Raw genomic sequence first — 17522 nt, 5'->3', positions numbered from 1 at the left:
CGGCTCAGGCGACCGTGGGCGCCGGGGAGGGGCCGGTCAGGCCCTTCTCCTGGCGCCAGCCGTCGACGATCGCGGCCTGGAGCCCGAACATCTCGGCCTTCTCGTCGGGCTCCTCGTGGTCGTAGCCCAGCAGGTGCAGCACTCCGTGGACGGTGAGGAGTTGCAGTTCCTCGTCCATGGTGTGCCCGGTGGGGGCCTCGCGGCCCTGTCGCTCGGCGACCTCGGGGCAGAGCACGATGTCCCCGAGCAGGCCCTGCGGGGGCTCCTCGTCGTCCTTGGACGGGGGTCGCAGCTCGTCCATCGGGAAGGACATGACGTCCGTGGGCCCCGGCAGGTCCATCCACTGGATGTGGAGTTGCTCCATGGCGTCGGCGTCGACGACGATCACGGACAGTTCGGAGAGCGGATGGATGCGCATCCTGGCCAGCGCGTAGCGCGCGATGTCGAGGACCGCATGCTCGTCCACTGCGGTGCCGGATTCGTTGTTGACGTCGATCGCCATGGCTGTGCTGGTCTACTTCCCTCGGCCGCCCCGGCTCGGGCGGGAGCCGCGGTCGGAACCGTTCTCGGTGCCGTTCGCTCGGTCGTACTTCTCGTACGCGTCGACGATACGGCCGACCAGCTTGTGCCGGACGACATCCTGCGAGGTGAGCCGGGAGAAGTGGACGTCGTCGACCCCTTCGAGGATGTCCTGCACCTGACGCAGCCCGGACTTGGTGCCGTTCGGCAGGTCGACCTGGGTCACGTCACCGGTGATGACGATCTTCGACTCGAATCCGAGCCGGGTGAGGAACATCTTCATCTGCTCGGGGCTCGTGTTCTGCGCCTCGTCCAGGATGATGAAGGCGTCATTGAGCGTGTTGTGTGTGAGCAGGTAGTTCTCAGTGACGTAGAGCGAGTCCTCGGCGGCCACCTGGATGCAGACGGCCTCCTCGCGGCCCGCCGGCTCGATCGAGTCGATGAATCGCATCGGGCGACCGCCGCCGGACACCCGGTACTTCTCGGCCTTGCGCTGGAGCCGGAAGGGTTCCATGCCCTCCGGCAGCCGGATGTCCACGATGTGAGCGTCGTGCCGGTGCTCGACGGGGCGACCACCGGCCCAGCCCGGCCGGCGGCCTGCGGCGGCCCGGCGCCGGGTGTAGGCGACCCCACCCAGCGACTGGACGAGGGCGATGACGTCGTCCCGCAACAGGATGGACGTGGTGACGTACTGGATCCGACAGGTGCGGTCGGCCTGCGTGACCGGGCCGCCGTCGGAGTCCAGGAGGCCCTGGAGGAGCGCGAGCCGCACCTCTGGGGTGTTCTGGAGGTAGTCGTCCGGCACCAGCTTCGTGTTCGATCGGCTCCCCCACAGCTCCAGCTTCCGGAGCGCGGCCGTGACCGGGTTCTCCGTGGTGATCACATCACCGGGAGAGGCGATCCGGTTCAGGACGTAGTCCGGGCCGCCCCGGTGGCGAACGGAGACTCCGGGCAGCGCCGCTTCGAGCGCCGTGACGAGTTCAGGGTCCCCGGTCGCAAACGACGGGGTGGTGGAACCGGTGAGGCACCCGTCGCCGAGGAGCAGGCCCAGAGCGTAGGGATCCATGGGCACCGGGCGCTCCGGGAACCGGACCGGGGCGGTGAGGAGCGGCAGTTCGTAGCGGCGGGCGTGCGCCGCGCGGAGGTTGCCGATCATCTCCTTGGTCTCCAGGACCCGCCAGGGCTTGTCGCGCCGACGATCCGACGCCGTGCGCACGGTCCACAGGTGCTCACCGCAGCACAGGGTCCAGGAGCCGTCCTGAGCGGTCACCCGGTAGATGTCCTTCTCCCCCTGGGGGTAGACACCCAGGACCGGGGTCGGCTCGCCGTTCGACCCCACGACGAGGTCTCCCACACGGAGGTCCCCGATGGGCCGCCAGCCGTCGGGGGTCAGCACCCTGGTGAACACTGGCTGCGCCCTACCGCGCATGTAGGCCAGGGGCGCGACCTCGATGGTTCCGGCGGCCATCAGCCGGGGGATCGAGTCGGGGTCGAGCATGTCGTGCAGCGCGTCGTACAGGGGCCGCAGGTACGGGTCGATCTTCTCGTACAGGGTGCCGGGCAGGAAGCCGAGGCGTTCGCCGGCCTCCACCGCGGGACGGGTCAGGATGATGCGGTTGACCTGCTTGGACTGGAGGGCCTGCACGGCCTTGGCCATGGCCAGGTAGGTCTTGCCGGTGCCCGCGGGGCCGATGCCGAAGACGATGGTGTGCTTGTCGATGGCGTCGACGTAGCGCTTCTGGTTGAGGGTCTTGGGGCGGATGGTGCGGCCCCGGGACGAGAGGATGTTCTGGGTCAGGACCTCGGCGGGGGTCTCCTCGCCGTCGCCCTCGCCGTTCTCACTCGCCCTGAGCATGGCGATCGAGCGTTCCACCGCGTCCTCCGTCATCGGCTGCCCGGTGCGGAGCACCAGCATCATCTCGTCGAACAGGCGCTGGATCAGGGCGACTTCACTGGCGTCGCCGACAGCGCTGATCTCGTTGCCCCGGGCGTGGATGTCGACGTCCGGGAATGCCTTCTCGATCACGCGCAGCAGCGAGTCCCCGGAACCGAGCACGGTGACCATCGGGTGCTTGGCCGGAACGGCGAACCGGGCGCGGGCCCGACCCTCCGTCGCTGCGTGGGCTGTGGGTGTCTGCGTCATGGGCCGGCTCTGTGGCCTGCTCGTCCTCCTCGGGCGGGACGCCTCGGGGCGAGGCGCCTCTGTTGCCCAGGGTACGACGCACCACGTGCGGGAACCGAGCCCTTTTCCCGGCACCCGCACCGGACCGTCAGACCGTGCTGCGGAACCCGATGGTGGGGACCGCCCGGCGCAGCGGCCAGGGCCGTGCGGTGGCGGGCAGCGGGGGTTCCAGGGCGTCGAGGAAGGCGTACCGGGCGAGGGCGGCCGGGTTCTGCGGGCCGTAACCGCGCACCTGGCGCCACCAGGCGGCGACCTCCGTCCAACCGGGCGCGGAGAGCGAGCCGCCGAAGTCCTGGACGGAGAGCGCGGCGGTGAGCCCCGCGAAGGCGACCCGGTCGGCGAGCGGCCAGCCGGCGAGGGTGCCGGTGACGAAGCCGGCGACGAACACGTCCCCGGCACCGGTCGGGTCCAGCGCCTCGACCTCGATGGCGGGCACCTCGGCGGTCTCCCCGGTGCGCCCGTCGACGGCGTAGGCCCCTTCGGCACCGAGGGTGACGACCGCTACGGGCACCCGTTCGGTCAGGGCGTGGGCGGCGGCGCGGGGGCAGTCGGTGCGGGTGTAGCGCATGGCCTCCTCGGCGTTGGGCAGGAACGCCTCGCAGTGCGCGAGGTCGGGCAGCGCGTCGAGGTCCCAGCGGCCCGTGTCGTCCCAGCCGACGTCACCGAACAGCCGGGTGCCGGTGCGGGCGGCGGCGCTGATCCACGGGTCCCGGATGCCGGGGGCGAGGGAGGCGACGGCGGCCCGGGCGCGGCACGCGGGGCCGGTGGCGCCAGTGGGGTCAGTGGGGTCAGCGGCGTCGGCGGCCGGGGGCGGCTCGTGGGCGTGCGACACCATGGTGCGCTCGCCCTCGTAGGCCATGGACACGGTGACCGGGGAGTGCCAGCCGGGGACCCGGCGGGAGGGGGTGAGGTCGATCCCCTCGCCTTGGGCGAGGGCGTCCCAGCAGTAGTCGCCGTAGTGGTCGTCGCCGAACGCGGCGGACAGCGAGGTGCGCAGGCCCAGTCGGGCCAGGGCGGTGGCCATGTTGGCGACGCCGCCGGGGCTGGAGCCCATGCCCCGGGCCCAGGACTCGGTGCCGCGCACGGGGGCGGAGCCGAGTCCGGTGAAGATGATGTCGAGGAAGACGGGTCCGGTGAGGTAGACGTCCCAGGGCGGGTCGTCGGGGGCGCGCAGCGCGGCGAGGGGGTCGTGCCGGGGCCGGGGGCGGGGGCGGGTCGCGTTGTCCCGGTGCTCCAGTGCGGCCTCGGCGGAGTCGGGCTCGGGGGTCGGGCCCGGGCTGCCGACCACGGCCGGGAGGGCCCCGGTGGTGCGGACGTCTTCGGCGGTGGCGGGCCGCGGTGCGGCGTTCGTACGGGGTCCCTGCGGCGGCTGTCCGGCGTGCGTGATCACGATGCGCTCCCCTGAATGGTGCGGGTTCAGGCCAGTGTGCCCGAAGGGGCGGCAGGGTCCAGACACCTCAGCGAAACAGCGGTAAATACCCGCGAGTCCTCCACTCAAACACCCAAACACCATGATGTGACCTAGATCACATCGGCTAGGTTTCCCCGCCTCCCCCACCGGCCCCGCACGAATTGATACACATGTCCGCGCGCACCGGCCCCGCACGCCCCGGCCGACCCCCCGCGCGCCCCCTTCCGGGCTCGCCCGCACGCCCACCGGAGCGCCCGTGCACCTGCGCCGCACCGCCCCCACCGCACCGCCGTTCGTCGCCCTGTACACCGCCGGACAGTTGACCTCGTACCTGTTGCCCACCGTCGTCGCCCGCCTCGGCGACGCCTTCGCGCTCTCCCCCGCCCGGGCCGGAGCCCTCGGCAGCGGACTCCTGCTGTGCTCGGCGGGCGCGGGTGTGCTCCTCGCCTCACGGGCCGGCCGGTACGGGCCGCGCCGGATCGCCCGGGCGGGACTCCTGCTGGCCCTGGCGGGTTACGGCACCGCCGCCCTCGCGGACTCCGTGGAGTACGCGGGGCTCGGCGCGCTGGCCGGTGGTCTCGGCTCGGGCACCGCCGCCGCGGTCGCCTCGGCCGGGATCGCCGGCCAGCGCGACCCCCACCGCACCTGCACGCTCGGCCTGCTGAGCCTGTCCGCGCTGGCCGCCGCCGCGTATCTGACGGTCCCGCGGCTCGGGCCCGGCCACACCCCGGTGTTCGCCGTGCTCGCGCTGACCGCCGCCCTGGTGCTGCCCGCCACGGCCCGCCTCACCGACGCGCCCGGCCTCGACTCCGCGCCGGGCGCGACGGACCCGGACCCCTTGCCCTACCGCCACTCGGGGCCGGTGTTGGCGGGCGCGATGGTGTTCTGGGCGATGGCGCAGAACGCGCTGTGGGGGGTCAGCGCCCGGATCGGCGCCGAACAAGCGGGGCTGGACGAGGTCGCGATCGGCGTGGTGTTCGCGGTGGCGCTGGGGGCGGGGCTGCTCGGCGTCGCCGGCGCCGGCGCACTGGGCGCGCGCCCGGGGCGGGCGCTGCCCATCGGGGTGGGCACGGCGCTGATCGCCTGCTGCATCGCCCTGGCCGCCCGGGCCGAGGGGCCGGTGGCCTTCGCGGTCGGGGAGATCGGCTGGAACGCCTGCTACCCGTTCGTCCTCGCCTACCTCACGGGGCTCGCCGCGGCCCTGGACGACCGGGGCCGGTGGGCCGTGCTGGTGGGGGCGGCGAGTTCGCTGGGCATCGCGTGCGGGCCGCTGACCGGGGGGCTGTTGGTGGAGCGGGCCGGGTTCCCCACGATGGGGCTGGTGCTCGGGGCGCTGCTGTTGCTGCTCGTCGTTCCGTTGATGGCGGTGGCGCTGCGGGTGGGCGGCCGGGCGGAGTTCGGCATGGCGCTACGGGTCCGGGCGGCCGACCTCCCGGACGCACCGCACGCAGCGCCCGCACCGCCCGGACCGGACACCCCGGAGGCGCCGGACGCGAGCGTGTCGGTGACCCGGTGAGGGTGCGCCGGAGCGGTGTCCGGTGCGGCGCGACCCTCACCCGCGATCGCGTGCACCGGACACCGCCGGCGGACCCGTGTGGCGCCGGACGGGTCCTACGGCAGCCCGGTGTGCAGGGCGTTCATCAGGGTGCCGTTCGGGGTGTCACCCGACATCTCCCAGACCATCGCCCCGAGCAGGCCCTTGGCTCTGATCCACTCGGCCTTCTTCCCGATCGACCAGGCGTCGTCGAAGGACCACCACTGACCGTTCGGCCCGGTGTACCCGTACGTCGAGACCGACTGTTCGTCGTGGTAGACGGTCATGTTCGGATAGTTGCTGATCAGGTTGTGGTAACCGCGGATTCCCGCCTCCTCCGGGAACTGCCCGGTCGCCGCGCCGTTCGCCGTCTGCCACTCGCCGTTGGTCCCGGCCGGTCCGCTGGCGACGTCCTTCCAGCCGCGACCGTAGAACGGGAACCCGACGGTGAGCTTGCGTGGACTGACCCCCGCGTCGAGATAGGTCTGGATCGCCTTCTCGATGCTGAAGTCGAAGGGGTACGGGTCCTGGGCGTCCTTGCGCAGGTTGGCCTGGTGCCCGGTGCGGCCCGGCTCCCAGGAGTTGTCGCTGCCCGCGCCGTGGAAGTCGTAACCCTGGACGTTGGCGAAGTCGAGGTGCTCGAAGATCTTCGACAGGTCCCAGCCCGCCTGGATCTTCGCCGGGTCGGCGGGCGTGAACGCGGTCAGCAGCCGGTGCTCGCCGCCGAGCGCGTCGAGCTGCTTGCGGAACTCGGCGATCAGCGCGGTGTTGTTTGCCTTGTCGGCGGCGCTCCAGTGGTTTCCGGGGTGCCCTTCGGCGCCCGGCCACTCCCAGTCGAGGTCGATGCCGTCGAAGATCCCGGCGCCGGTGCCGGGGCCGCCCGCGCCGTTGTAGACGGGCAGGTTGCCCTTGATCCAGACGTCGACGCAGGACCGTACGAACTTCTCCCGTGACGCCGGGGTGGCCGCCGCGTCCGCGAAGTACTTGGAGAACGTCCAGCCTCCGAGCGACACGACGAACTTCAGGTGCGGGTACTTGGCCTTCAGCTTCTTGATCTGGTTGAAGTTGCCGCGCAGCTTGCCCCAGCCGTCGTCCGCCACTCCGTCCACGGACTGGGCCGCGGACATGGGACGTGCGTAGTCGGCGTCCGCGTCACCCGCGCCGGTGCCCTCGTTGGGGTCCTGCGGGTTGCCGGAGACGCCCTTGGTCACGCCCGCCTGACAGGTGAAGTTCACCGGATCGATGTTCTGGAAGGCGTAGTTGACGACGTCCAGCTTGGCCGCGGCCCCGGAGGTGTCGAGGTTCTTGATGAAGAACTGACGTCCGTAGATCCCCCATTGGCTGAAGTAGCCGACCTTGTAGTAGTTCCCCGGCCCCGCCACGTCATCGGTGGTGACGCTGAGCGCGTTGGACGCCGGTGACGCGTTGTCCGCGGTGTCACGGGCCTTGACCGTGAAGGTGTACGAGGTGGCCGGCGACAGGCCCTCCACCGTCGCGGTCGTGCCGGCCACCGTCTTGACCAGGGTGGCGCCCCGGTAGACGTCGTACGCGGCGACGGCCACGTTGTCGGTGGAGGCGTTCCACGCGAGGAGCGCGGTGGACGAGGTCTTGCTCGTCAGCCGGAGGTTGCCCGGTGCGGTCGGTGGCGTCGGATCGGACGCCGGATCGACGGTGCGGAAGGTGAACGCCGGGCTGGGCGGCCCGGTGTTGCCCCGGCTGTCCTTCGCCCGGACGGTGACCGTGTAGCTCGCCGCCGGGGTCAGTCCGGTGAGGGTCGCGCTGACGCTGTCGGAGGTGGCGAGCACGGTGCCCCCGCTCACCACCTCGTACGAGGCCACCGGGTAGTCACCCGCGCTCGCGGCCGGCCAGGTCAGCGCGGCGGTGCGGGCGGTGATGGCGGTGGCCGACGGGGTTCCCGGCGCGGTGGGCGGTACGTCCGGGGTGCCGTCGCACTTGTCCCCGTTGACGGTGCACCCGGTGGGCGTGCTGACGGGGCCGCTGGCCACGAACCAGTAGCTCCACGGTTCGCTGGTGCCGCCGGCCGGGATGGTGGCGTTGTAGTACGCGTTCTTGACGGTGACCTTGTTGCCGTTGACCGTCGCGTCACCGTGGTAGTGACCGCTGACGGACACCCCGGCCGGCAGGTCGAAGGCGAGGGTCCACCCGGTGACCGGCGCGGTGCCGGTGTTGCGGATGACGTACGTGCCCTTCCACCAGGAACCGTTGTTCTGCGTGGTGAAGCTGGCGGTGAGGGTCCCGGCCGCCTGCGCGGGGCTGGCGAGTGCGGTCATCGACGCGAGCGGGAGGACCAGTACGGCGAGGACCGCGAGGAGCCGGCGCGGGGGCCGACGGGTGCTCGTACGGTGCGCCGGGCGGGTTCCCGGCCGGGCGGGGGTACAGGTGCGGACGGCCGCGTGCGCGGTGGCACGGAGGCGGCCGAGCACGCGTCTCCTGCCGAGGGCTCTCGTCGCGCCGGTGCGTCTGGGGCGTCTGGTGTGTGGGGTGTCTCCGGTGGGGGTTCGTCTGCGGAACATGTGGCTCTCCCTTGTCGATGTGGGAGGAATCGGGAGCAGCTGAACGTTCGACTCGGACGGGTGCGATGCCTGGCGGCGGTGCCGTGCCGCTGTGGGGTGACGCTGTGGGTAGCGCTGTGGGGTGGCGCTGTACGGGCCGGGTGCCGTGGGGGTCGCACCGCCGCTAGCGCGTGTACATGACACTTCGAAGCTACTTGGTCTGTACCACCTCGGGAACCCATCGCGACGGTACTGATTGCGCCACATGTGGTGCGGGGCCGCGCGGTCGAGTGGCCCCCTACCGGCGCGTCGCGTCGAGCAGATGCCGGAAGTGGGCGTTGCCGAGCAGCGCGTCCTTCTCCCCCACCCGCGCCGTCCAGCTGCGACAAGTCACGTTCACGAACGCTTCGACCGCCGTACGGTCCGCCTCCCGCCAGTGCGGGAGGCCGGACAGCCACGCCAACGCGTCCTCGGGCGCGTGCCCGTAGGTCATCAACCACGTGGCCAGGTACGCGGCGTCCACCCATGCGGGCCCGAGCGCCGGCATGGCCCAATCCACGACGTACGCGTCCCCGGACGCGCCGATCAGGACGTTGTGCGGGTTGGTGTCCGTGTGGAGCAGGTGCGTGCCCCGGAGCGCGTCCGCCTCGCCGGGACGCAGGTGCGCGGCGAACCGGTCCGCCAACCCCGGGAGCGCCACGCGCGGCGCCGGCAGCTCGTACATCCGGCGCGCGGTCCGGGTGAGCGCGTCCAGATCTCCCGTTCCGGGCTCGTAGTCGACGTGCCGCCCCTCGACGTGCGCGAACGCCAGGCACCGCCACCCGTCCGACTCGAAGCGGTGCCGGACGGCCGGGCCGACGCCGCGCACGAGCTCGTTGACCCGCTCCTCGCAGCGCAGCCCGTCCAGCCCGGCGGGGTCGGAGCTGCGGACGCCCTTCAGGAACAGGGGGCCGTCGCCGCGGGTGCGGATCACCACCGCGAGCGAACAGTTCAGCCCTTCGTCCACGGGTGCGATCCCGGTCACCTCACCGGCCCGTTCCTCCACCACTGCCCTCAGTTCGGCGGGCAGTTGGTCCCAGTGGAAGCGTTCGGACACGGTGCACCTCTCGTGGTGAGCAGGGGGCGCCACGGAACGGCGCCCCCCTCGGTTGACGGCTCAGGTGCGCTGCGTGACACCGCACTTACGGCAGCGAAGCTTGCCGCTCCAGCCCACCCACTGGTGGTCACATTCGCCCAGAATCCACGGATCCATCTCTGAACCTTCCTGTCAGGTGCACTGTCCGGGCCCGAGCGACCGACCGGAGTCACAGCGACGGGCCCTCGGGGTGGCTCCCACCGGCGGCACCTCCTGCGAACAGGCGCCGGTACGCGGGGTTGGCCGCCATGAACGCCTCGTGTTCCGGATCGACCAGGTCAAACGAGCACCTTCCCGGGTGGTCGACGAACAGGCCGCACCAGTCGTCCCTGCCGGACGGCACCCGCCTCTCCCCGGGACAATCTCCCAGAACCAGAACCCTGGCCGGAGCCCGCCAGTCCACCCACTGGGTCCACACCGTCTCGGGCCGGGAGCCGTAGAGCAGTCGCACGACGCCGGCGTGGAGCGCCGGGTGGTCCTTCTCGACCTCACAGCGGAGGTCGGTCATCACGTCGACCGGCTCGTCGCCCACGGACGCCGCGGTCAGGGCGTCCAGCACCAGGGTCGGGGGGAGCGACTGGACGGCGCCGCAGATCAGTGGCCGGTGCCGCCTCATGTGGTCACTCCCCCGAGGTTCGTCGGGTCGATGCCCTCGGGCGGATCGCACTGCACGGTGTCGAAGACGACCCGGTCGTACCGCCGGTGACCGGTGGCCCGCATGTGGTCCTCCGCCCATGCGTGGGCGTTGTCCGGGGTCCACTTCCCCGGCCTGATCGGTGGCTCCGCCCCACACTTCGGGGTCCCGGAGACACACTGGACGTGGGCCCGCGCACCGGGGGACTCCACCTGCTTCAGGGTCCACAGGACGTATCGGAACGGCCTGGTCAGCCCCATGTCGTGCCCTCTCGACTGCGCGCGTTCACCTCGGCCAGAGCGGGCCGGAGCTGGTCCGCAACGGTGGCTCGGCGTACGTGGGCGCCGTGGACGTCCCACTCGACACCGCCCCCAGGCGGACGGAGGGAGAAGCGAACCGGCTCCGCCGCCGCGTCCATGTCCATGACCACCCCCAGAGCACCCTTTCGCGTGTCGTAGGCAAGGTCACCGACGTTGAGTTCGTCACGCATCACGCCCTCCCCCTGCCGAATGTCCGCGTGGGCCGCGGCGGCGGTCTGGCGTTGCGAGTCATCGGTCATGACTGCTGTGAAGTCCCTTCCGGTCCCGTCTCACACACTGTGTTCGCTCTAGGCAACTGCCACGTCACGCAGAGCGGTACCGTTGACTCATCAGCAGGGCATTAGCGCGATAAGTACTACTCCGGGCAAGGGAGTTGACTCATGACGACCCGTACGCCGAACGAACGACTGGCGCGACTGCACGCAGAGGCGGGCTGGACGGCGCGCCAGTTCGCGCGGGCGGTCAACCGCGTAGGAACAGAGCGCGGCACTCCCACCAAGTACCAACAACCCTCCGTGAGCCAATGGATCGCCGGCACCAGCACGCCGAAGGAAGCCGCACGCCCCCTCGTCCTGGAAGCCCTGGCCCGAAAGCTACGACGCCCGATCACCCACACCGACGCGGGGTTTCCCCATCCGGGCAATCAATCTGCGCGCGCAGGTACCGTCGACGCCCTGATCGACCTGGGCACCGCCGACATGCTTCCCGGGCGCCGTAGCGTTCTCGGTGCCGTGAGTCTGTTCTCCGTCGCACTGACCATTCCCGGCTGGCCGGACGTCATAGGGAGAATGGAATCCGTACAGTCCGGCGCGACTACGCGCATCGGGATGTCGGATGTCGAGCTGGTCACCGAGATGACCGACCAATTGAACGCGATCTACAACAAGCGCGGCGGCCGACCCTCCCGTCCGATGGCAGCAGCGTTCTTGACCAATACCGTCGTCCCTTATCTTCGCGCAGACGCCCCCGAAGACGTCCGCAAGTCGATGATGACTGCTGCGGCATTCCTCTGTTACATCACCGGGTGGATGGCAGTGGACGAGGGCCTGCACGGACTCGCTCAGACGTATTACACCAAGGCACTGGAACTGGCAGGCGCGAGCAGCGATTACCTCACGTACTGCCATGTCCTCCGAGGAATGTCGGTTCAGGCAGCAGACCTAGGGCACGGATCTACTGCCATCCGGCTGGCGAATTCAGCAGCTGCCGCCGCGCCGAAATCGGGGCCGCTCATGCGTGCTTTCATGGCGGGCCAACAGGCGCACAGCTTCGCCCTCGCAGGGGACCGTTCCGCCGCGCTTCGCAGCATCAAAGAAACGGAAAAGGCAATGGACTCGGCCGGAAGCGGGCGAGTCCAGCTGGGAGGGTACACTCCGGCCACTTTGGCGTACCACACCGCTCAGGTTCGATACTCGTTGGGAGACTTGACCGGTAGCGTCGAATCCCTCAAGTTGCACTTTCAGCTGAGGGCACCGACCGACTCGCGAGTTACCGAACTGCGCTTCCAGTCCATGCTGGCCGAGAGGCAACTTGAGCTAGGTCATGTGGAACTTGCTTGCAGCACATGGAGTCAGGTGCTCTCGAAGCACCCCGAGCTCCAATCGGGTGCGGTGGACAAGTTCGTGGCAGACATCAGCCGTCGCCTCCGCCCCTACCGGACCAACGCGGTCGCTCGCGAGGTGTACGAAGGATCCTTGCGGAGCATCAGGTGAGCGGTACTCGCGCCGACTGAAAACAGACCGGGCGGACGGAGGCAAAGTGTCCGACTTCTCCGAGGAAGCACGTACCCGTAGGGCCCGATCAGGGCTTTCGCCCGCTGAGCTGGCGGCGCGGACGGACTACGACAGGACCCGTCTCTACGCTCTGGAGGAGCTGGACATAGGAGACCTCCACGCGGGCGCTGTGGAGACCGCCGTCAACTACCTCACCACGCCGCCCGCGCCCATGGCGGAGAGAGCTCACGTGCTGCGGGAAGCGACTTTGCAGCGCATCCGTGAAAACCGCTACCGACCCGACGAGTTGGCGGACCTCTACTCGACGGTGGGGCGTCTCTCCGGCGTGCTGGCCTACGCGCTACTCGACCTCGGCGCACCGGCCGAGGCCATGCGACACGCCGAGGCCACCGTCCGCTGTGCCGAGCGGGCCGGAGACCTCGACCTCGCCGCCTGGGCAGCCGGTATGCAGTCGCTCATCGCCCGGTTCCAAGGTGACTACCCGCTGGCCTTGCAGCACGCGCGGCGCGGGTTGCGGTGGACCGGCTCCGGGCACGGTACGGGAGAGGCGCGATTGCGGTGCGGTGAGGCGCAGTGCCTCGCCAACCTGGGCGACGCCCGGGGGCGCGTACGCGTCGCTGAACCTGGCGGAGCACGCACGCGAACACGTGGGCGCGGACGCCCCCGGGCTGTTCGGGTTCAGCGTCGCGAAGCAGTCGTACTACACCGGGTCGTCGCTCATCTGGCTCGACGGCGACCAGGACGCCCGACGCGCCATCGTCTCCGCGACGAGCGCCATCACCGCATGGCGAGCAGCGCCACCCGAAGAACGGGCCCTGAAGGACGAGCGGTTGGCCCAGGTGTACGTGGCCACGGCCCATGCGTTGCTCAGGGACGTGGAGGGCGCGGCGGAGACGGTCCGGCCGCTGCTGTCGCTGTCCGGGGAGGAGCGGATCTCGTGGATCGGCAAACGCATGGGCCGCCTCGCCGACCTGCTCTCCGATCCGCACTACCGCGGCAACCACACCGCCGCAGAGCTGATCGTCGCGATCCGGGACCTGAGCGGAGGAGTGTGACCGTGGCAGAGGCACTGTCCGAGGAACAGATCGAGGCCGGACTCACGGGGTTGGCGGGCTGGTCGACGGACGGCCGCAAGATCGAGCGCACGTACGCGATTCCCCATGTGCCGGGTGCCGCGTTCATCATGCACATCGCTGCGATCCAGGACGACCTCGGGCACCACTCCGAGGTTACACTCGGCTACCGCAGAGTCCACGTCACCATCAGCAGCAGCGACCTGGGCGGATTCGTCGCCGAGCACGACATCGAACTGGCCCGCCGCATCGAAGCCGCCGCCGAGGGCCACGGCGCCCGGTAGCGGAGGTAGACGACCTGTGAGCTAACGCAGAGCCAATCGTCGCGATCCGGGACCTGGGCGGAACGTCCGGATGACCCGTGGGTGGCAGGGCGCGCCCGCTGATCCTCGAAACCCGGCCCGGAAGCTACGGCGCCCGATCACCCACCTTGGAGGGTGCGCGGCCTTCACCGGTGGGGAGTCACACCGGGCCGGGCAGGTCCATGAGCGCGAGTTCGGCCGGGTCGACCAAGGCGGTGATCTCGGTGATGTGACCGTCGGTGACGGTGAAGGCGAGGAGGGAGAGGGGGGTGCCGTCTTCGCGCCAGGAGATGACGCCGGGGCGGCCGTTGACGGTCGCCGCACGTCCTCGTGCCGCGCTGGCGGCCACGCGCGCGCGGGTGGCGACTTCGGTGGCCCCGAGCGTGACGAACGTGCCGTTCGCGGTGTGGGCGGTGAGCTTCACTTCGGGGTGGAGAAGCTGCAACAGCCGCTCGAACCGGCCGTCGCGGGCTGCGGCCAGGAAGGCTTGCACCACCTCGCGTTGTTGTCCTCCGGCGCTTGCCGGCTGCTGGGCGGCCCGTACCTTCCTGCGGGCGCGGCTGGCGAGCATTTTGCTCGCGTCGGCGGATTTGCCGAGAACGGTGCCGATCTCCGCGAAGGGCACGGCGAACACGTCGTGCAGCACGAACGCCAGTCGTTCGTCGGGGCGCAGCGAGTCGAGGACCGTGCGGAGCGCGAGGCCGACGGAGTCCCCGACCACCACGAGGTCTTCCGGAGCGGGAGCGTCGTCGAGCGTCACGGTGAACTCGGCCGGCTGGTCGTCGAAGGAGACCTCTGGACGCGTCCGGCCCGACCGTAGGACATCGAGGCTGATGCGGCCGACCACGGTGGTCAACCAGCCGCCGAGGTTGTCGATGGTGTCGATGTCCTGGCGGGAGAGACGCAGCCACGCCTCTTGGACCACGTCTTCCGCATCGGCATGTGATCCGAGCACGCGGTGGGCGACGGCGCGGAGCCGGGCACGGTGGGACTCGAAGGCCTCGACGATCGGGTCCGCGGGATGGGTGCCGGCCATGTTGTTACCTCCGTGGAAGCTGCTCCGTCATGGGGATGACGCGCACAGGCGCTGCAACGTAACCCGATGAAGGAGAGCACGCCCACATGGAGAACCGGCTCAAGAACAAGAACACGAACAACCGCGAGACGTGGACCGCGGTCCAGCACCTCCAGAAGGCGATCGCCGCCGGGGGCGTCGACCCGAAGCTGCTGGCGCTGGTCCACCTGCGCGTGAGCCAGATCAACGGCTGCTCGGCGTGCGTCTACGCCAGCGTCTCCGGAGGGAAGAAGGCAGGCGACACCGACGAGCGGCTGCACCACGTCGCAGCGTGGCGCGAGGCGCCGTTCTACACCGATGCGGAGCGCGCGGCCCTGGCGCTGGCCGAGGCCGCCACCCGACTCCAGGACGGTGCGCCGGGCGTCACCGACGAGATCTGGGAAGAGGTCAACGCCCACTTCACCGAGGAGCAGATCGGCGCGATCAACCTGGAGATCGCGTTGACCAACTTCTTCAACCGGATCAACCGCACGATCAAGGAACCGGCTGGCAGGACTTGGGGCTGAGCTCAGCGCGGCTCTCACCGCCGGGGCTCGGCAGTGTGCGGACGGCTGCGTGACAACGGCCGCCGGGCGCAGGGATCATGAGGGCATGGCGCGACTTCACGACATCGTCTTCGACAGCGCTCGGCCCGCGGCCACGGCTCGTTTCTGGGCGGCGGCTCTGGACGGTTACGCCGTCGCCCCCTATGACGAGGCGGAACTCGCCCGCTTGCGGTCCGAAGGCATCACCAGCACCGAAGACGACCCCACCGTGCTCGTGGAGACGGTCGACGGAGGGCCTCGTCTGTGGTTCCAGCTCGTGCCGGAGGCCAAGAGGGTGAAGAACCGTGTGCACTTGGACCTGCGCGCCGCGGACCCGGAGGCGGAGGTCCGACGCCTGACCGCTCTCGGAGCGACCGTCCGGGCCCGGCACCCGGACAGCGACAACATCGTGCTGACCGATCCCGAAGGGAACGAGTTCTGTCTGTCTCCGGCGGACCGATGAGCGCGGTCAGCCCGTTCGCGGACGCCGGGTGCGAACCCGGCGTCCGCGTCGGTCACCTCCGCCGGGGACGGCGCGGCTCATGCGCGCCCCCCGCGGGCCACCCGGTACCGGAGGTAGACGAACCGTGAGCTGAAGGTGCGGGTCTCGACCAGTTCGAGGTCCACGCGGCGTTCGTGCCGGGGGAAGAACGGAACGCCGCCGCCGACCAGCACCGGGTAGACCATGGCCCGGTACTCGTCGATCAGGCCCGCCCCGGCGGCTTCCGCCGCGAGCGTCGCGCCGCCGATCGCGATCTCGCCCGCCCCCGGCTCGGCGCGCAACCGTTCGATCTCCGCCACCAGGCCGCCGGTGGCCAAGCGGGCGTTGCCCTGCACCGTGGACAGCGTGCGGGAGAACACCACCTTGGGGAGCGGGTTCCAGAGCGCGATCCATTCGCGCTGCGCGTCGTCGAGCGACGGGTCCTGGTCGGCGGTCTCCCAGTACAGCATCGTCTCGTACAGCCGTCGCCCCAGCAGATGGACGTCGACCCCGCGGATCTCGTCGATCCAGAAGCGGAAGACGTCCGGGTCGGGGGCCGTCCAGTCGAAGGTGCCGTCCGGCCCCACGATGTAGCCGTCCAGGGAGACGCTCATCGAGTAGGTCACGCTGCGCATCGGAAGTCCTCCTCGGTCACGGGATCCGACCCTACGACCGGGAGCCGACACGGAACCCGCCGCGACGCGCGCGATCCGCTGGGGTCTCGCGGATCTCCCCGCGCCTCACTCCACGGTGAGGACCAGCTTGCCGAACTGGCTGCCGCCGGCCAGTTCGGCCAGCGCCTGTGCCCCCTCGGCCAGCGGGAAGGCCCGGTGCACGAGGGGGCGGAGACGGTGTTCGGCGACGAACGCCAGCATCGCGTGGAACTCCTCCGCGCTGCCCATCGAGGTCCCCAACAGGCTGATCTGCCGGAAGAACAGTTCGCGCAGCGACAGCGTGACGTCCGCGCCGGTCGTCGCGCCCAGCGTCACGAACCTGCCGCCCGGGCGCAGCGCGGCGAGCGCGGCTGCGAACGTCGCCGATCCGATGCTGTCGACCACCAGGTCGGCCGGTCGCACCAGTGCGGCGGCCCAGTCCGCGTCGCTGCGCAGGGCGTGGTCCGCGCCCAGTTCCCGTGCCCGGCGGAGCTTGTCCTCGCTGCGGGAGGTGACGCTGACGGTCGCGCCCGCCGCCTTGGCCATGGCGAGGGCGATCGTCGCCACCCCGCCGCCGATGCCGGGCAGCAGCACGTGTTCGCCCGGGGCGAGGGCGCCGCGGGTGAAGAGCGCCCGGTACGCGGTGACGGCGGAGAGCGGGAGGGCGGCGGCCTCCGCCCAGTCCAGGTGTCCGGGCTTGGGGAGCGCGTTGCGTGCCGGTACGGCCACGTACTGCGCGAACGTGCCCTGGGTCGGGCCGCCCAGGATGCCGGGCACCTCCGGGACCTCCACGGCGCGGTCCCAGTCCAGCGTGGGGTTGATGATCACCTCGTCGCCCGGGACGAGGCCGGTGACCCCGGCTCCGGTCTCGGCGACGAGGCCCGCGCCGTCCGCCCCCAGGACCAGCGGGGCGTCGGCCGGTGTCCGGGCACCGGCGACGAAGAGGTCCCGGTGGTTGAGTCCGGCCGCCTTCAGCTCGATGAGGACGTCACCGGGGCCCGCGCGCTGCACTGCGGTCTCGTTCACGGCGACACCGGCGAGCCCGGCGGGTCCCTCGTGCGTCACGGCCTTCATGCGGTCCATCACCACTCCATCGGTCAGTTGGGTGCCCCGTCCAGCTCCCTCTTCACCCTGTCACGGCACCGGTCCGCAGCCAGGTGGCGGCCCGGGTCCCCCGGAGGGCGGGGAGCGGGAACGTGGCTGGTCACAGCGGTACATCCAAGGGGACCCCTCGTAGGTCTGGATCTTGGTACCAGCACTGTTGCGCCGCCGGGCCCACCACTCGGCGGGCGCCACGAGAGGGACCGAGGCACGCGACGGCATCCGCGTGTACGTGGACGGGGTCCGCAAGGTCGACCTCTGGCGGGACGTGTCCCGGACCGTGAAGAAGACGGTGAACGTCACCGTGCTACGAGGTCCGCGCCCATGACAAG

At 70.8% G+C, this 17522-nt stretch carries 18 protein-coding genes; 7 read left to right on the top strand and 11 right to left on the bottom strand.

Translation table 11 applies throughout. The features are described from left to right. Window positions 1-4: 4 nt before the first annotated feature. The 3 genes from ybeY to ACFWIA_RS24740 form a co-directional block, all read right to left on the bottom strand. Entirely contained in the window at window positions 5-502 is a 498-nt protein-coding gene (ybeY, locus tag ACFWIA_RS24750; RefSeq protein ID WP_387008619.1) for an rRNA maturation RNase YbeY, read from the bottom strand. A gap of 12 nt (window positions 503-514) precedes the next feature. Then, window positions 515-2662, bottom strand: a complete 2148-nt coding sequence (locus ACFWIA_RS24745) for a PhoH family protein (protein WP_387008617.1) — start codon at window positions 2660-2662, stop codon at window positions 515-517. Between the two features lie 127 nt (window positions 2663-2789). Further along, entirely contained in the window at window positions 2790-3938 is a 1149-nt protein-coding gene (locus tag ACFWIA_RS24740) for a carbohydrate kinase family protein (protein WP_387008680.1), read from the bottom strand. A gap of 430 nt (window positions 3939-4368) precedes the next feature. On the opposite strand from ACFWIA_RS24740, the gene ACFWIA_RS24735 reads away from it, so the two are divergent. Beyond that, complete coding sequence (locus tag ACFWIA_RS24735) at window positions 4369-5628, top strand: MFS transporter (RefSeq protein ID WP_387008616.1); 1260 nt, start codon at window positions 4369-4371, stop codon at window positions 5626-5628. 95 nt (window positions 5629-5723) lie between these two features. Here ACFWIA_RS24735 and ACFWIA_RS24730 read toward each other — a convergent pair whose 3' ends face one another. The 5 genes from ACFWIA_RS24730 to ACFWIA_RS24710 all read right to left on the bottom strand — a co-directional run bounded on the left by ACFWIA_RS24730 (window position 5724) and on the right by ACFWIA_RS24710 (window position 10487). Then, window positions 5724-7937, bottom strand: coding sequence for a glycosyl hydrolase family 18 protein (locus ACFWIA_RS24730; RefSeq protein ID WP_387008678.1), 2214 nt, complete (start codon window positions 7935-7937; stop codon window positions 5724-5726). Window positions 7938-8457: 520 nt separating this feature from the next. Then, window positions 8458-9255, bottom strand: coding sequence for a phosphotransferase (locus ACFWIA_RS24725; protein WP_387008614.1), 798 nt, complete (start codon window positions 9253-9255; stop codon window positions 8458-8460). 208 nt (window positions 9256-9463) lie between these two features. After that, window positions 9464-9910, bottom strand: a complete 447-nt coding sequence (locus ACFWIA_RS24720) for a hypothetical protein (RefSeq protein WP_387008612.1) — start codon at window positions 9908-9910, stop codon at window positions 9464-9466. Then, complete coding sequence (locus ACFWIA_RS24715) at window positions 9907-10188, bottom strand: hypothetical protein (RefSeq protein WP_387008611.1); 282 nt, start codon at window positions 10186-10188, stop codon at window positions 9907-9909. Before ACFWIA_RS24715 ends, ACFWIA_RS24720 begins: the two co-directional genes overlap by 4 nt. Next, window positions 10179-10487, bottom strand: coding sequence for a hypothetical protein (locus tag ACFWIA_RS24710; RefSeq protein ID WP_387008609.1), 309 nt, complete (start codon window positions 10485-10487; stop codon window positions 10179-10181). Before ACFWIA_RS24710 ends, ACFWIA_RS24715 begins: the two co-directional genes overlap by 10 nt. A gap of 141 nt (window positions 10488-10628) precedes the next feature. On the opposite strand from ACFWIA_RS24710, the gene ACFWIA_RS24705 reads away from it, so the two are divergent. The 3 genes from ACFWIA_RS24705 to ACFWIA_RS24695 all read left to right on the top strand — a co-directional run bounded on the left by ACFWIA_RS24705 (window position 10629) and on the right by ACFWIA_RS24695 (window position 13338). Beyond that, complete coding sequence (locus ACFWIA_RS24705; protein ID WP_387008607.1) at window positions 10629-11960, top strand: tetratricopeptide repeat protein; 1332 nt, start codon at window positions 10629-10631, stop codon at window positions 11958-11960. Window positions 11961-12544: 584 nt separating this feature from the next. Beyond that, window positions 12545-13036, top strand: a complete 492-nt coding sequence (locus tag ACFWIA_RS24700; RefSeq protein WP_387008605.1) for a hypothetical protein — start codon at window positions 12545-12547, stop codon at window positions 13034-13036. Between the two features lie 2 nt (window positions 13037-13038). Further along, the gene (locus tag ACFWIA_RS24695; RefSeq protein ID WP_387008604.1) at window positions 13039-13338 is read left to right on the top strand and encodes a 4a-hydroxytetrahydrobiopterin dehydratase; all 300 of its coding nucleotides are present in this window, start codon (window positions 13039-13041) and stop codon (window positions 13336-13338) included. Between the two features lie 178 nt (window positions 13339-13516). Here the strand turns inward: ACFWIA_RS24695 and ACFWIA_RS24690 are convergent, their stop codons facing one another. Further along, window positions 13517-14392: a sigma-70 family RNA polymerase sigma factor gene (locus ACFWIA_RS24690; protein ID WP_387008603.1), complete on the bottom strand. Its 876-nt coding sequence runs from the start codon at window positions 14390-14392 to the stop codon at window positions 13517-13519. 86 nt (window positions 14393-14478) lie between these two features. Between ACFWIA_RS24690 and ACFWIA_RS24685 the strand changes: the two genes are divergently transcribed. After that, a complete protein-coding gene (locus ACFWIA_RS24685; protein WP_387008601.1) occupies window positions 14479-14937 on the top strand; it encodes a carboxymuconolactone decarboxylase family protein in 459 nt (152 codons plus the stop codon). A gap of 85 nt (window positions 14938-15022) precedes the next feature. Next, window positions 15023-15418 carry a VOC family protein gene (locus ACFWIA_RS24680; RefSeq protein WP_387008599.1) on the top strand — a complete coding sequence of 132 codons (396 nt, stop codon included), beginning with the start codon at window positions 15023-15025 and terminating at the stop codon, window positions 15416-15418. A 77-nt stretch (window positions 15419-15495) separates the two neighbouring features. On the opposite strand, the gene ACFWIA_RS24675 is transcribed toward ACFWIA_RS24680, so the two are convergent. Beyond that, entirely contained in the window at window positions 15496-16071 is a 576-nt protein-coding gene (locus tag ACFWIA_RS24675; protein WP_387008597.1) for a dihydrofolate reductase family protein, read from the bottom strand. A gap of 105 nt (window positions 16072-16176) precedes the next feature. Further along, on the bottom strand, window positions 16177-17172 hold the full coding sequence (locus tag ACFWIA_RS24670) for a zinc-binding dehydrogenase (RefSeq protein WP_387008595.1): 996 nt from the start codon (window positions 17170-17172) through the stop codon (window positions 16177-16179). Between the two features lie 163 nt (window positions 17173-17335). Between ACFWIA_RS24670 and ACFWIA_RS24665 the strand changes: the two genes are divergently transcribed. Beyond that, window positions 17336-17518, top strand: a complete 183-nt coding sequence (locus ACFWIA_RS24665; protein WP_387008593.1) for a hypothetical protein — start codon at window positions 17336-17338, stop codon at window positions 17516-17518. Window positions 17519-17522: the final 4 nt, after the last annotated feature.

It is taken from the genome of Streptomyces sp. NPDC127068, assembly GCF_042724695.1.
In the GTDB taxonomy this organism is placed as follows: Bacteria; Actinomycetota; Actinomycetes; order Streptomycetales; family Streptomycetaceae; genus Streptomyces.
This window is presented reverse-complemented; position numbering and strand designations above follow the sequence as displayed.

Bases quoted from the DNA above. Each gene is read 5' to 3' on its own strand.
- ybeY (WP_387008619.1), bottom strand. From the start codon at position 502: ATGGCGATCGACGTCAACAACGAATCCGGCACCGCAGTGGACGAGCAT.
- ACFWIA_RS24745 (WP_387008617.1), bottom strand. From the start codon at position 2,662: ATGACGCAGACACCCACAGCCCACGCAGCGACGGAGGGTCGGGCCCGC.
- ACFWIA_RS24730 (WP_387008678.1), bottom strand. From the start codon at position 7,937: ATGACCGCACTCGCCAGCCCCGCGCAGGCGGCCGGGACCCTCACCGCC.
- ACFWIA_RS24720 (WP_387008612.1), bottom strand. From the start codon at position 9,910: ATGAGGCGGCACCGGCCACTGATCTGCGGCGCCGTCCAGTCGCTCCCC.
- ACFWIA_RS24715 (WP_387008611.1), bottom strand. From the start codon at position 10,188: ATGGGGCTGACCAGGCCGTTCCGATACGTCCTGTGGACCCTGAAGCAG.
- ACFWIA_RS24710 (WP_387008609.1), bottom strand. From the start codon at position 10,487: ATGACCGATGACTCGCAACGCCAGACCGCCGCCGCGGCCCACGCGGAC.
- ACFWIA_RS24705 (WP_387008607.1), top strand. From the start codon at position 10,629: ATGACGACCCGTACGCCGAACGAACGACTGGCGCGACTGCACGCAGAG.
- ACFWIA_RS24690 (WP_387008603.1), bottom strand. From the start codon at position 14,392: ATGGCCGGCACCCATCCCGCGGACCCGATCGTCGAGGCCTTCGAGTCC.
- ACFWIA_RS24685 (WP_387008601.1), top strand. From the start codon at position 14,479: ATGGAGAACCGGCTCAAGAACAAGAACACGAACAACCGCGAGACGTGG.
- ACFWIA_RS24680 (WP_387008599.1), top strand. From the start codon at position 15,023: ATGGCGCGACTTCACGACATCGTCTTCGACAGCGCTCGGCCCGCGGCC.
- ACFWIA_RS24675 (WP_387008597.1), bottom strand. From the start codon at position 16,071: ATGCGCAGCGTGACCTACTCGATGAGCGTCTCCCTGGACGGCTACATC.
- ACFWIA_RS24670 (WP_387008595.1), bottom strand. From the start codon at position 17,172: ATGGACCGCATGAAGGCCGTGACGCACGAGGGACCCGCCGGGCTCGCC.